This window comes from Nostoc sp. 106C (assembly GCF_002154725.1).
Taxonomy (GTDB): domain Bacteria; phylum Cyanobacteriota; class Cyanobacteriia; order Cyanobacteriales; family Nostocaceae; genus Aulosira.
Window position 1 is genome coordinate 66,778 of the sequence record NZ_MTAW01000169.1, and the last position, 15,052, is coordinate 81,829.

Here is a 15,052-nt window from a genome sequence, read left to right on the forward strand (position 1 = left end):
AAGAATGCAAAATTTAGTTAGCCTGATTCATCCATTGATTTAATAGCTCTCGCAGTTTTTTAAGTTGGAAATTTTCGGCAAGCTGAATTACTTGTTGAGCAAAGCTAAAATAGACAGGATCGCTCGCTTTCAAGTTGTTCACTTCATTCACCACACCATCGACATCGCCCTGTTTCGCAAATTCATACAAGCAATTCAATACATTAATAGGAGGTAAATAAATATCATTTGTTTCAGGACTATTTGCATCGATTTGTGATTTTGCTGTATACACCCATTCGAGATTTAGGTGAACTTTGAGTAATTCCAACAGAGTTTCAGCCGCAATAGGTTTGGGTAAAAAAGCATTTGCCCCAGCCTCTAAACTCTGATTTTGATCGCTTTCAAACACACTTGCTGAGGAAGCAATAATCGCCACATCTTTCAACTGAGTAGATTGCTTCACCTGCTGAATTAGGGTAAAACCATCCATTACGGGCATGAGTAGATCGGTAATAATTAAGTCTGGTAGAGTGGCAACAGTTCGCTCAATTCCCTCCTGTCCATCACTAGCTTCCATCAACTCAAATCCAATCGGTTCCAACAAATTGACGATTACCGAACGATTTTCCCACTTGTCGTCTACTACCAAGATGATGCGTTTTTTACCCTGATAACCTGCGATCGTTCCCTGTGGCATTTCTCTAGAAGCCATTGCCCATCCTTTGGCTTCTGGCACATCCACATCAAACCAAAAAATACTCCCCTTAGCTAATTGACTTTGAACTTGCAAAGCACTATCCATGAGGCGGACGATTTGTTGACTGATGGCTAATCCTAATCCAGTACCTTCCGCCTGTCGCTTGAAGTCTCCAACTTGTTCAAAGGGCAGAAAAATTTTCTGTAATTGCTCTGATGTCATCCCAACTCCTGTATCCTCCACAAGAAAACGAATTTTAAATTGAGTCGTTTGTTGTTTTTCTTGACTCATGACATTTACTTTTAATGTCACTCCCCCGTTATCTGTAAACTTGATTGCGTTTCCTAGGAGATTAATTAAAACTTGCCGCAGTCGTTTCTCGTCCGCATGAATTCCAATAGGAAGTTGAACGTCAGGTTGATAGTGAAAGGCAATCACTTTTTGCTCAGCTTTGATGCGGCAGATTTCCACGACTCCTTGCAGAAATGAAGGGAAATGGAAATCAACCGGACGCAGCTCCATTTTGCGGGCTTCGATTTTAGACAGATCGAGCACATCGTTAATTAGAGTCAACAAATGAGAGCCGCATTGATAGATGATTTCAATTCCTTTAAGCCCTTTTTCTGTCAGGGGTTCAGTCCGTTGGAGGATTTGCGTATAGCCCAGGATACCGTTGAGAGGCGTGCGTAACTCGTGGCTCATGTTGGCGAGAAATTCACTTTTAGCTTGATTGGCAACTTCGGCAACATTTTTCGCCTCTTGGAGTTCAGTCGTTCGTTCTTCAACTCGTCGCTCTAGTTCATCATTAGCTTGTCGGAGTTTTGTTTCTGCCCTTTGGTTTTCGTGAGTCATCGCCGATAGGACAAATGTAGTAATAGCGATCACACAAATGAATGATTGCAGTAGGATGAGTGATTCATTGGGCGAGGCTTGTTTGGCAAAGGAACCAAAGCCGCGAACAGTTCCAAAAACTGCGATCGCAGAGACAATCAGTACAAGGAGAGTAGATTCCCGCGCTTTAAACCGTACTGCCGACCAAATCAGCGGGGGAATGATCATGTATTCAATCGGATATCCTCCGGAGAAAGCTACGTGATCGATTGCCATCACTAAGAGCAAGACAAAGATAAACTCTGTAAATTGCCGCCGTTCAAAGCTTTTTAGAGATTTTTGGCACCAAGCCAACAATAGAGGTGTAACGACCAAAATACCCGTGCTATCTGACGCCAGCCAGGTTCGACACACATCATTAAATGCTGCCCAAGGTGTAATACCACTGACACAAAGCGTCAATGCAGCCAGTATGGAACTGATCAGAGGACTGGGTATGGTTAGGATGATAAATTTAAAGACATCTTGCGATCGCTCTAAAAAATTGCGGCGTTTGATCAAGCGATGAATCAAAAAAGTTGCAACAACAGGTGTGATGAGATTAACGGCAGGAATGATACTACTAATTAAAAAATTGTTTTTGAAAAAAAGAATATAGCTAACAATAAAATCACTCACAAATAATATCGGCCAGACACGATATCCTACCAGTAGCATTGCCGCTAAAAACACTCCAAGTGAAGGCCAAAATACTGATGCACCATTGACGAATGTCATGGATAAACCTAGATATCCAAGACAGAGGTGAACAATAGGAATAACTAGCGCGGCTATCAAAAAAGGACGATCGAGTTTAACTAAGAATTTTTGCTTGATTGTCGTCTGCTGCATTTCTTGCCTCCGTGCAGATAAATGAAGGGCAGTAACTTTCAGAGAAGGTTATCAAGCTTATAGTTCCCAAATAGGCATTAAGCATTGACATATGGATATTTACTAATAGAAAATCTCAGAAATATCTACTCAAAGAAATACCAATTGTTACTGAATTCATTTTTCGCAATATTATTGCCAAAACTACTGAATAAAACTCAGCAGTACATACTAGATAAATCTCGGTATATACCCAAATTAAATATTTTTTAAAGTTATCTAGCTAAACTGCGAGTACCAAATTATTAGCGACAACTAAGTAAGGCTTTTTTATAGTGAAAAATTGATGAATTAAACGACATTTAGAACTTAGAACTTTCTCGGTAGACGGCTGTGTACTCTAAAGGCGAACTCGTACCTCTACGCAGAAGAGTACCCAAAGAGCTTGTCGTCAGCAGCTTATCTGAGGAGCGTTTCCTTTTTAATAAACTCTAGTTCTCACCTTGGACGCTCTTTAATTCAATAATTTGAATATAGGAAAATTAAATAAAAATCCGGAATAAAATATGTATTCCAAATAGAAAATGAGTCAGTTCATCAATTGACGAACTGGGTAATTATTGCCAAAAAGCCTAAACACCAATCTTCGAGCAATCACGGTTGATGTGCACCTTGATGCCAAGAATGCTATACAGATAGATAGACAGGTCAGCCAAAAAAGTCTACAATCAGAACTTATGATAGTAAATTTACCTATTGGCCAATCAACCTAAGCATAGTAAAGATTTTCTAGTGTTTCAGCCTTGATGCCGAAGCGCCCTATTAATATTATGAAAGTCTTTTAGTAAAGGGCAGCAACCCAAATGGATGTAAAGCTGATTTTAGTGGGATTAACAGTCATATTTACGATTTCGTGCTTATTTTTTGGCACAAAAAACGGATTTTATGACTCAGATAACTATCATGGCAATGGCTCTGCACATTGAAAGAGGTCTTAAGGTCGACTTCTGACCCTCAGAACTTCGGAAAGGAAAACAGGCAAGAGGAAAACTCCCTTAGCCCCTAGTTTGAGGGCTTCTCGTTACCCAAATTTTCCGAACCAGAGCGGGTTCGGCGGAGGTGTCCTCCCCCATCAAAAATCCGCATTTTCAGGGTGAAGGGGCGCAAAATGAAACTTACCCCTGGGTCACAAAACCAAAATACCGACAGTTTTTGGCTTTTGGGATATTTCCATGACAATGAGGTTTGAGGGGAGGAGAAAATGAGAGATAATCTTTCATCGTCCTCTCGTATTGATGCTGATGAGGCAACTAGCGAATTAGAATGTTTGCCTTATAGTGTCCAGCATAATGATGAGGGCGTATGTTTATTAGTACGGATGGGCCCGTACCGCATTTTACTTGATTGTGGTATGGGAGATATTTCATCGCTGGTGAAGGAGCTAAAACAATCGGCACGCCAACGAAATTCTCCCTTACCAATAGATTTAGTTTTGATCAGTCACGCCCACCCAGATCACGCTAGAGGATTGCTATCACTGCATAAGGCTTTTCCTCATTTAGCGATATACGCCAGCGAGGTAACCAGCAAGTTACTGTCATTAAACTGGTTAGACCAAGACCCACAGAAAAATCCCCAATTTTGTCAAGCATTACCGCTGCGATCGCCTGTGGAATTTCAAGAGGGACTGGTAGCAGAGTTGTTTCCCGCAGGGCATCTACCAGGGGCTGTGGCAATTCTACTTACCTACACTACTCCACGGCGTTCTTACAAACTACTGTATACAGGTGACTTTTTCTTATCTAATTCCCGGCTGGTAGAAGGCTTGCGTTTAGAAGAATTACGGGGATTAGAGTTAGATGCCCTAGTTATTGAAGGTACTTATGGGACATCGCGCCATCCTCACCGCCGTAACCAAGAAAATCAACTCGCAGAGCGAATTCATCGGGCGATCGCCGATCGCTGTTCTGTACTGCTTCCCACACCTGCTTTAGGTTTGGGTCAAGAATTACTGATGCTTTTACGCAGCCATCACCACTTCACAGGTAGAGATTTGGATATTTGGGTTGATGGTGCTGTAGCTATCGGCTGCGATGCTTATTTGGAACTACTGGCCCATCTTCCCCCATCAGTACAAAACTTCGCTCGTCATCAACCTTTATTTTGGGACGAAAGGGTACGTCCCCGCGTGCGGCGTTTGCAAGCAGAACATCGTGCCAATATTGGCAAGTCCCCCTGTATTGTCCTCACTGACTCTACAGCTGATTTGAGCCAATACTGCCAAAGCGAAACAGGTCCTTGGCTAATTCTCCTCCCAGAAAAAATAGATATAAAAGTTAAAAAACAATATTCAGCACCCACGACCATTGAAGGCTATCTCCTCGCCCAACATAGTGATGGTCCGGGTACTACCCAGCTAATTCATAATTTGCGACCCCAGCACGTCATTTTTGTTCACGGTTCCCCTTCCTACTTGGCAGATCTGACTGCCTTAGAAGAGTTACAAAACCGCTACCATTTGCATTCACCTTCTGCTGGGATGTTGGTAGAACTGCCTATTGGCGACACATTTATACAACCAGCTGCGCCAGAAACTAATTATGAAGGCGAACTGACAGAGTTGGGAACTGTAATCACAATTACCATCCCAGATGCAATTACAGCTGATCCTCGCTGGCGATCTTTTGCTGATACAGGTTTAATCGAAGCCCGTTGGCAGGGTGAAGAAATAGTATTACGGGGTTTATCGCAACGAGAATTACTCAATCAAAGTAGCGATCGCTATACATTGACTGATGTTGAATGCTGCGGAACCTGCCGACATCAACGAGGTCAGCGATGTTGGAACCCAAATTCCCCCTTGTACAACTTCAAGGTAACTCTTGAGGGTTACTGTCCTGCCTATGAACGTTTAATTGATAGTGAATAGGGAATGAGGGAAACACAGACAAATGACAAAAAAGTTAAGAGTCCAGAGTAGAAATATTGACCCTGGACTCTTGACTCTCGACTATTTTGATTTATTCAGGATTTGAGTCAGTGTAACGGTTGCGGATACGTTCAGCCTCCGGACAGTCTTCGGTCATGAGAGGTTCTACATTACCGCGTGGCACTGAGGCTAGCTTTTGGGTTACAGCACCAATGCTTTCGAGCCGAACCATTTCTTCCCAAGAACAAACTTCATCCTCTTCTTCTGTTTCATAGCGTAGGGTCACTAAATCTCCCTCTATATCAATGATGCGGGCGCGTTCAATCCAGCGTTGCTGGTCCCGCAAGAAAACACATACCTCCCGCCCATCGCAACACAATTGATAAATCTTGCGGTGTAGCATGTACTGCTTCTGCCTTTTTAAACAACGTAGTTAAACCTTTCAAAATCTGGGTTTTACCCCAGTGCATAATACCCTTAAGAAGCCAGTTTTACAGTTACGTGTAACTAGTATTTTGACCCAAACCAAAGACTTGCGTGTAGTTGTCAGAATCTTTGGAAATGTTGGGTCATCACTTTATAGTTACTACGTTGGTGAAACTAAAACTTCTTCAGGTTCCTTCAGCGAATGTATTCTTCATAGAAGTCATACAATTCGGGATTTATCCTAACTAGGTTAATCCTTGCTGGTGAGTTCTTCCTACCATTATGTAATAATAGATACTCCGAAACAAGCATTGATTGCGGTTGTTTGAGTTGCCTACTTGTAGTCATTGGCATTGCTGGGAAGTCCGGGAACTCGGCTGTACTTTTACCCCTATGTATTTGATCTTAACTCATTCTCTGGCTGTCCTGAATGGTTTTAGACAACAACATCTCAAGAGTTTTGAGTTTAGGGTGTTTTGACTGATGTGACACGTCCCGTTTAGGAGCAACTATGCAACGCCAAAGTCAATTATTGTCAGGGTATCAGCAAGATTTGTTCCCTAGGGGAAATTCCATGATTAGTTTCGAGGATGCTTCTCGTTTAATTTGACCTGCACGAACCGCATCGGAAAGCGCGGCTAAGGCTAGCAAATCATCTGACTGATAACATTTCGTCGCTAAAACTTGATGGAGCAGACCCTCAGATTCAACACTAAGACATCCAGTTTGGAAAGCAGATTCAACAATTGTGCGAATCATTTTGATTAGGGCTTAGTTAGCAATTTGTTACCTCCAGTATGAAATAATTTCTCATTTTACAAACTGATATAAAACAGCGAGCGATTGTGATTATAATTACATTATTTTGTGATCTCCATCATAGGAACCTTTATACTATCTGACTCTTGAATTGTCGATATTTTAATATACTTAGGAAATAAATAATCCACAATTTTCAAACCAAGAGTAGAAGCTACACATCAATATATGATAGTTAAATATACACTAATTTTAAGTAAATGCCGCAAAAAAATTGGCATTTTCAATTTTACTTAGGAATAATAATATACACACAATTAAGGCAAAACCTGACGGAAATCCTCATCTCGATCGCTCAATTGCACCCAATCTAGATTTAAAGACCGTAATTTTTGCACCAAGCGATCGCAAGCAGGGCGTTCGGTAGCGTAATGTCCGGCATCAATCAAAATCAAACCGCGATCGCGGCTTTCTTGGAACTGATGGAACTTACAATCAGAAGTGAGATAAGCAGTAGCACCAGTTTTCACTACCGCCGAAATATAACTAGCACCAGAACCGCCTAAAACTGCCACTTTAGAAATTTCTTGGTGTAAATCAGCAGTTGGTGACACAATCAAATTTGAAGGAGCAAGGCGGGTGTGGATTACCGCCAATAATTCCTTTAATGTCATCAAAGGCTGTAATATCCCAACCCGACCATATCCTAATCCATTTTGGGTAGGAACTATAGGAGTAGCTTCCTTCAGTTCTAAAATCTGAGCCAAAACATCAGCAGTCCCATCCTGTACTTGGTCAAAATTGGTATGGGCGCTGTAAATCCCGATATTGTGGAGAAAAGCTAACCGTACCATATCCGCGATCGCTTCACCACTGCGGAGGGATTTGAGAGGGTTAAATATTAGGGGATGATGGGCAAAAATCAGGTTAGCATTACAGGCGATCGCTTCTTGCATTACCGCTAAAGTCGGCGTTAAACACACCAAAACCCTAGCAGATTCTTGTAAAATTCCCGGCTCAACCTGCCACCCACAATTATCCCAACTTTCAGACCAAGCAGGATTTGCCCATTCTTCAAACCATGTAATTAAGTCAGCAATTTTCATTAAATTTCAGCAGCTACCCAGCAGGCTAATTATTTTATGCCCAATTAAGGCTACAGAAAACTGTGCCTTAAGTAATATTTAACGATTAGCCAACTTTTGAGAAATTCTATCCAGAGATATGCACAACTAACTCTCTGACATGACTGCGCTGACGATGCTCCCAAACATAAATACCTTGCCAAGTACCCAAAACCAAGTGACCGCGATTAATCGGGATATGTTCGGAAGTGTGGGTAAGGGCGGAACGGATATGTGCTGGCATATCATCAGGGCCTTCCGCATCATGAATATACTTGCCTGATTCCGGTACAAGTTTCGCCATAAAATTAGCCAAATCCACCAGTACATCAGGATCAGCATTTTCTTGAATCACCAAACTAGCTGAAGTGTGGCGCAAAAATAGAGTACACAGTCCAGTTTCCACCCCCGACTCAGCAACAATCGCTTCAATTTTTGAGGTGATATTTTGAAAAGATTTGCCAGTAGTGGAAACTCTGAGTAGCTTTTGGTAATGAGTCATCTGGAATGAGTTAAAAGTCCACTGAGCGTTAGAACTCGCTTGCTGATTGAGAATATATCACACAACTTGGCAAGAGGTGGTCTGTTGAATAACTGGGTTGCCAAAGATTCGGTGGCTGATATGTGTTGCTTGATGTTGGAGTTGAGGTATGGAAAAGGAGAGGATTACTGCTGAAGACTTGCTCAGACATTATACTGCTGGGGAAAGAGATTTTAGTGGAGCCAATCTCAGTGGTGAGCTTATTGGATTTGACCTCCAAGGAATCAATCTTAGTGGTGCTTACTTGCTTGTCTATTGTGAGCGTTCCAATTTGAGCAACGCCAATTTCCAGAGTGCTGGAATTGCGGACTGTGGGTTTATGGAAGCTAATTTGAGTGGAGCCAATCTCAGCAAGGCTATTTTGTCTGAATCCAACTTCGAGGGAGCTATTTTGATTGGTGCTGATTTGAGAAGATCTGAGATGATTCGCACCGCTCTCGGAGGCGCTAGCTTGGTAAATGCCGACTTGAGAAGTGCTAACTTGGAAAGCGCCGACCTGGCAAATGCTAGCTTGGTAGATGCAGACTTGAGAAATGCCAACTTGGAAAGTGCCAATTTGGCTAGGGCTAATTTGACTGGAGCTAATTTAATCGGAGCTGATTTGAGAAACACCAAATTGCGAGACGCTAACCTAACTTACGCCAATTTGGCTGGGGTTGATCTGAGTGTAGCTATTCTCTGTAATACGCTTATGCCTGATGGTACCTTCAGAGATGACAATTGTGTTTGAGTGCGATCGCTCCTGGCTCATAATTTGAGTATACGTAATTTAGAGATGCGATCGCCTAGTATTCTTGAAAGTAAATCGTCTTTGCTGTGGCAATAATCGACGCTGGAGTATTCTTTACTATATCCATCGAATAAATGCCAAATTCCAAAACCACATGACTGAGGAATTAGAAAGAGCCGATAATGATTCACCCTGGAAAGAAATATTAGAAGCATACTTTCCCCAAGCGATGCATTTTTTCCAGAAACAGCCAGATTAATTAATTGGGAACTTCCCCATGAATTTCTTGATAAGGAATTTCAGCAAATAGCCCGTGATGCTGAACAAGGAAGAAGATACGCAGATAAATTAGTCAAAGTTTGGCAAATTCAAGGAGAAGAAATATGGCTGTTAATTCATGTAGAAATTCAAGCAAAACCTGAAGATAACTTCGCAGAAAGAATGTTTTCTTACAACCTGCGAATATTTGACAAATTTGCTAAACCAGCCATTAGCTTGGCGATTTTATGCGATGCCGACCCAAATTGGCGACCAAATCAATACAATTACAATTATCCCGATACCAGGCTAAATTTTGAATTTGGCACTGCCAAACTGCTCGATTATCAAAACCGTTGGCAAGAGTTAGAAGCTAGCGATAACCCATTTGCAACGGTTGTCATGGCACATTTAAAGACGCAGCAGACGAATAAAAAAGCAGAAGAACGCAAAACTTGGAAATTTAGCTTAATCCGTCGATTATACGAACAAGGACTGCAAGAAAGAGATATTCGTAACCTCTACCGATTTATTGATTGGGTTATGATTTTACCAAAAGCATTGGAAGCGGAATTTTGGGAAGAATTTAAACAGTTTGAGCAGGAGCGTACTATGAGTTATGTCACAACTGGTGAACGTATTGGCTACGAACGGGGAAAACAAGAAGGTGAGCAAAGTCTCGTGCTTCGACAAGTAAAAAAACGGGTGGGAGAGTTACCTGAAGAAGCTCAAGAACGCATTCAAGCCCTTCCCTTAGTGCAATTAGAAGCGCTTGGCGAGGCTTTGTTAGATTTTACAGGACTAGAGGATTTACTTAGCTGGTTGGAAGCAAATCCTCCAAGTTAGCATTTATCGGTTATGGGAATGTTTTAGCTGTAGCCTCTGATTAAGTGCGTAGACGCAAAGCGGCTTGTCGTAAGACATCGCTCATTGCTCCTAAATTGAGTTAACTTGAAAATATTTGATCACATCAGCTGCGATCGCTTCATTTCCATCTTTCGCAATTGGTTGAGATATCTTTGGTTGCTGGAGAGGTTGATGCAGAAAATCCCAATCACCTTGAAAAAACTCAGATGGGCTGAGAATTTGGTGCTGATTATAATTAGTCAACCCTTTGATTAAAAAAGCTGCTTCTGCAAAGCCCTCACGGGTAGCAGTAACAATAGGTGCTTGTAAACGGATAGCTTCCGCAAAAGTACCATAACCAGGTTTAGAGATAACTCGCCCACAAATCGGCATGAAATCTACAGGGCGGTATTTGCGGTCAGTAATTTGAACTAAATTAGGTAAATCTGGGGCAGATGGATCGAAAACGATGAATTGCCAATCGGGGAAATGGCGCAGGTTATCGTAGGGAATCTGCTGCAAACCCAAGCCACCGAAAGTCAGCAGAATCGTTTTTTCTAGGGGTGCACTAATACCCCAACTTGCACGCAAATCATCAACAGCGTAGCGGGGCGAACCACCTGTTAAGCCCACATCTATAATATTGGTGAAAGCTGACATCGGTTCGTGGAAAGGAAGACGATACAGGCGATCGCATTTGGAATAACAATCACTAATCCAGTCAGCAACTTCCAAAAATTCCCCACCCCAATCTCGATAGATAAAATCCCAGCCGAAGTTACTGATCGACCAGTTGGGGATATTGGCAGCTTTGGCAATTAAGGAAGCAAGAAAGGGAATATCAGCCAAAATCAGATGGACACGATTTTGACGGATAAAATTGACTTCCGAAGCAATTAAAGAATGCTGATTTTTCTTAATTTCCAATAACTTTGCTAAAGTAGCTGTTTTATCCATTGTCAAGCTATCTGCTTGCACTACACCTAAATCAAATGCCCTAGGACGATGGATAAAATCGCCTTCAACATAACACTCAAGTAACCACCTTGGCGCAGTAGTCACCATAATTAACAAGACTTCTGGACACAACTTTTGAATAGTTGCGGCAACCGATGCCATGCGGCTAGCATGACCAAAACCGTGGTTAGTAATAGCTATGTATAAAATGGGGCGTTCTATCATAGAATTTATCTGAATAGCAACAGCTAAGAGGGAATACATCTGCAAGCCACAATCAATTTACCGGGTTCTGGCAACTTTGAGTAATGATTTTAAAAAGTGACGAGGGCCTGTGATGGCTGAAGTGAAAACTCCACAACTCAAAGGCTGTCTTGCTGATACTGAGGAGATAGAAGCCTTGCGATCGCGTTGATTAGTCAGTCACTCTACTCAGAGTAGGATGAGCAAGGCACACGAGTCATCATTGTTTTAAGCGTGAATTCAATGCGTTGTAACTCAACGTTGTGCTTTAGTGTATAAAGGCAAAATTACCTTTCCTCAAGCTTTTAGGTAGTTTGATGAGCTAAAGACAATCTATTTAATATTTCTTTTATAAACAGTTTTTAAAACCAGTGTTTAAAGTAGGTTATCATCAAGAAAAATTCCGGTTTCACATTAAAATCCAAGCATTAGCATTGCTCAAGCAAAAATAGCAGAAGTATTTTTGCTCTTTTGATAAATTCATAAAAAGACTCGTAAGACAAAAGAAACAGGAATGGAAGTGGTAATTAACCGTCCATCATTTAAGTTCATGGGCAAAGGAGTGTTTTTTAGATAACCGTTACTAACTGCGTACACCAAGACGCATAAAAAACTACCTAACCCCTTCTGCACCTTTGCACAGTTTTCACAAACTTGGTGATGTCTGTAATGGACAGCATTGAAGTTATTTATAGCTCAGGAAAATACTAGACTTAAAAGGGATCATAGGAATTGCTGTTTCCGCTAGCGTTGTTGATTGCGATCGCCAAGATACTAAGGAAGTTGGTTGTGACGGTTTTCTACCCAAACCTGTTCGGTAAGTGGATCTTTAAGAAAACTGAAAAATGCATTTAGGCTGGGAATGGGTTGATCAAGAAAACGAGCGGAAGAATTCACTTCCCACTTCAGATTTACTACTGCCAACAACCCTTATAGTTCTCCCTAGTAAGGAGATTGCTAGCTTCGTTGATGTAACAATGAGGTGTGATCTACGAGCTATTGTCAATCGAAGCTACTAGGTGGAAGATAGAGATTGACAATAGATGCTATTTGCCACCCATATCTATCAACTTGCTAATTTTTTAAATAAATAAATTCGCCATTTTTTTAACATTTATTAGAGGTATTAATGAGTGATAATGCTACTAACCAAAGTGTCATCTTAATCGTTGATGATAACCCTACTAATTTAGAATTATTGCTCGATTTTCTAGAAGAATCAGGGTTTAAAGTCTTAGTAGCTGAAGATGGCATAAGTGCAGTGGAGATGGCAGAATATGCCTCACCAGACTTAATTTTATTGGACGTGTTGATGCCAGAAATCGACGGTTTTGAAACTTGCCGACGATTAAAAAGCAATTCAGCAACTCAAAATATTCCGGTAATTTTCTTAACTGCACTTGTGGATAAGGTTGATAAAGTTAAAGGGTTGAATTTGGGAGCAGTAGATTACATCACTAAACCACTGGCACATGACGAGGTTTTAGCTCGCATTCAAATTCACATGCGCCTGCAAAACCTCACGAAAAAACTTACCGAGCAAAATGAGTGTTTGGAAGCGGAAATATCTGAACGCAAGCAAGCAGAACAGAAAATCCGTGAACAAGCAGCTTTATTAGATATCACAACAGATGCAATTATCGTGCAAGACTTGAATAATCAAATCCGATTTTGGAATCAAGGATCTGAACGTCTGTATGGTTGGAATCAAGAAGAAGTGCTCACAAGAAATGCTAATAAACTGCTGTATCAACAGGAGACATTATTTCAACTGCAAGACATTCAAAAAAGTTTAATGAACTGTGGCTTGTGGGAAGGTGATTTACATCAAACTACAAAAGCTGGTAAAGAAATTATCGTTGCTAGTCGTTGGACAGTGATGCCCGATTTTGCAGGACAACCTAAATCTATATTAATTGTTAACACTGATATTACAGAGAAAAAACAACTCGAAGCGCAGTTTCTGCGAGCACAGCGTATGGAGAGTATTGGAACTCTAGCAAGCGGTATTGCTCATGACTTAAATAATGCGCTGACACCAATGTTGATGATAGTTCAACTCTTAGAAATCAAACTTGCAGATGAAAATAGCAAACAATGGCTGGCAATACTAGAAACAAATATTAAACGAGCAGCAGATTTAGTCAAACATGTGCTGTGTTTTTCTCGAGGACTCGAAGGAAAATTTAGTACATTAGAGATAAACGATGTCATTTCTGAAGTTGAACAAATTGTTAAACAGACATTTTCTAAATCTATTGCAATACATGTCGATATTCCCAAGCAAAGCCTTTGGAACATCTCAGGTGATGCTAATCAACTCCACCAAGTAGTATTGAATCTTTGTATTAATGCTCGTGATGCTATGCCAGACGGCGGTATTCTGAAGATTTCTGCCAAGAATGTTTGGATTGACAGCGAATGTGCTCGCAGGAATATTGATGCTCAGGTTGGTCCTTATGTAATGCTTACCATATCCGATACAGGCAAGGGTATTTCCAAGGAAATAATCGATCGGATTTTTGAGCCTTTTTTCACAACAAAAGAAGTCGGTCAAGGCACAGGACTGGGACTTTCAACAGTCATGGGGATTGTTAAAAGTCACAATGGTTTTGTGAAAGTAGTAAGCGAAGTGGGGAAAGGAACAGAATTTCAGATTTATTTATTAGCTACACAGACAATTGAAACAGAAAATATATTAACAGGGTATGATGAGTTACCCACAGGAAATGGAGAATTGATTCTGGTTGTTGATGATGAAGAGTCGATTCGGGAGATTACTAAAACTGCTTTAGAAAAAAATGCTTATAAGGTTTTAGTCGCTAAAGATGGAATTGAGGCAGTCGCGTTATATACAAAACATAAAGTAGAGATTAGTGTAGTCTTAATTGATATGATGATGCCATCTATGGATGGGCCAATGGCTATCCGTGTACTGAAAAAAATTAATCCTGAAGTTAAGATTGTAGTAGTTAGCGGTTTAACTTCTAATCATGAATTAATTGCAACTCTAGATAACAGCATCACAACCTTTTTACCAAAACCCTATACATCTCAAGAATTGTTAAAAAGTGTACAGGTTACGCTTTATGCAAACTCACGTTAAAAACACACGCAACATAGTATTTAGACTTGAACAGAGAATTACTAATTCGTAATTCATATTTAATTTGAAAATCGTAGTTTTTTGTAATGAGGGTAGAGAGCAGAACTTAAGTCAAGACCGAACAATATCCTCTCTCGAAAAACTCCAGGTTTTAAAACGAATGGGTTAATTGAGATACAGGGCAACCACTGATTACAAATACGAATTACGAATTATTGTAACTAATTCCAGTCCTGTTCTTCCTTTTTGCCGCGACTTTTATAAATTCCTCCAACATCGTGGATCTGGCAAGTTTTCTCAAACAACTGTGCTTGTGTTAAACCCCAACGCTGCAAGACTTTATTTAAATCTTGTTGGATGTCACGCGCGCCAGGGAAGCCTTGATAACGAATCAAGAGCCGAGCTAGTTCTGCTAAATTGTAGTCTGTCGCCTCTTGAGCTAGTAAAATATCAATAGTGGGGCGATCGCGGTTGTGAAGAGGATGCTGTTGGTCTTTACTTCCGGATGCTTCAGCCATCGTCATTCCTATAGTTATGAGTCCTGAGTTTTAAGTGTAGCTGAGAGATCAAGAGTAGAGAAGCCAAAAACCAACACTGAAGAGGTAAATGTAAAATCCACAACTTCTCACCTACTCAATATTCCACTCAGCGCGTTAGCGACGGCAACCACACCTTAACTCTTACGGCTCTCACTACTGTCATTGAACTTTAAATAAAGATACATTGTCATTAAGAAAATACATGAAAGTTTAG

10 protein-coding genes and 1 pseudogene are annotated in these 15,052 nt (G+C 40.8%); 4 read left to right on the forward strand and 7 right to left on the reverse strand.

The features are described from left to right. Nucleotides 1-13 precede the first annotated feature (13 nt). Entirely contained in the window at nt 14-2,401 is a 2,388-nt protein-coding gene (locus tag BV375_RS25655) for an MASE1 domain-containing protein (protein WP_086765712.1), read from the reverse strand. Between the two features lie 1,240 nt (nt 2,402-3,641). On the opposite strand from BV375_RS25655, the gene BV375_RS25665 reads away from it, so the two are divergent. Continuing rightward, a complete protein-coding gene (locus BV375_RS25665) occupies nt 3,642-5,309 on the forward strand; it encodes an MBL fold metallo-hydrolase (RefSeq protein WP_086765714.1) in 1,668 nt (555 codons plus the stop codon). Nucleotides 5,310-5,400: 91 nt separating this feature from the next. Here BV375_RS25665 and BV375_RS25670 read toward each other — a convergent pair whose 3' ends face one another. From BV375_RS25670 to BV375_RS25685, 4 genes are all read right to left on the reverse strand, one after another. Beyond that, complete coding sequence (locus tag BV375_RS25670) at nt 5,401-5,712, reverse strand: DUF6679 family protein (RefSeq protein ID WP_086765716.1); 312 nt, start codon at nt 5,710-5,712, stop codon at nt 5,401-5,403. A gap of 566 nt (nt 5,713-6,278) precedes the next feature. Continuing rightward, the gene (locus BV375_RS25675) at nt 6,279-6,494 is read right to left on the reverse strand and encodes a hypothetical protein (protein WP_086682673.1); all 216 of its coding nucleotides are present in this window, start codon (nt 6,492-6,494) and stop codon (nt 6,279-6,281) included. 317 nt (nt 6,495-6,811) lie between these two features. Then, nucleotides 6,812-7,600 carry a Nif3-like dinuclear metal center hexameric protein gene (locus tag BV375_RS25680; RefSeq protein WP_086765718.1) on the reverse strand — a complete coding sequence of 263 codons (789 nt, stop codon included), beginning with the start codon at nt 7,598-7,600 and terminating at the stop codon, nt 6,812-6,814. Between the two features lie 106 nt (nt 7,601-7,706). After that, on the reverse strand, nt 7,707-8,120 hold the full coding sequence (locus tag BV375_RS25685; RefSeq protein WP_086765720.1) for a secondary thiamine-phosphate synthase enzyme YjbQ: 414 nt from the start codon (nt 8,118-8,120) through the stop codon (nt 7,707-7,709). A 148-nt stretch (nt 8,121-8,268) separates the two neighbouring features. On the opposite strand from BV375_RS25685, the gene BV375_RS25690 reads away from it, so the two are divergent. Together BV375_RS25690 and BV375_RS25695 are read left to right on the forward strand one after the other, a co-directional pair. Then, nucleotides 8,269-8,889 (forward strand): pentapeptide repeat-containing protein, encoded by a 621-nt coding sequence (locus BV375_RS25690; RefSeq protein WP_086765722.1) that lies wholly within the window; start codon nt 8,269-8,271, stop codon nt 8,887-8,889. 154 nt (nt 8,890-9,043) lie between these two features. Beyond that, nucleotides 9,044-9,993: pseudogene (locus tag BV375_RS25695) on the forward strand (DUF4351 domain-containing protein). A gap of 90 nt (nt 9,994-10,083) precedes the next feature. Here the strand turns inward: BV375_RS25695 and BV375_RS25700 are convergent. Further along, nucleotides 10,084-11,172, reverse strand: a complete 1,089-nt coding sequence (locus BV375_RS25700; protein ID WP_208099189.1) for a glycosyl transferase — start codon at nt 11,170-11,172, stop codon at nt 10,084-10,086. 1,150 nt (nt 11,173-12,322) lie between these two features. On the opposite strand from BV375_RS25700, the gene BV375_RS25705 reads away from it, so the two are divergent. Then, nucleotides 12,323-14,299, forward strand: a complete 1,977-nt coding sequence (locus BV375_RS25705) for a response regulator (RefSeq protein WP_086765724.1) — start codon at nt 12,323-12,325, stop codon at nt 14,297-14,299. Between the two features lie 221 nt (nt 14,300-14,520). Here BV375_RS25705 and BV375_RS25710 read toward each other — a convergent pair whose 3' ends face one another. Beyond that, the gene (locus BV375_RS25710) at nt 14,521-14,817 is read right to left on the reverse strand and encodes a DUF3288 family protein (protein WP_086765726.1); all 297 of its coding nucleotides are present in this window, start codon (nt 14,815-14,817) and stop codon (nt 14,521-14,523) included. Between the last annotated feature and the right edge of the window lie 235 nt (nt 14,818-15,052).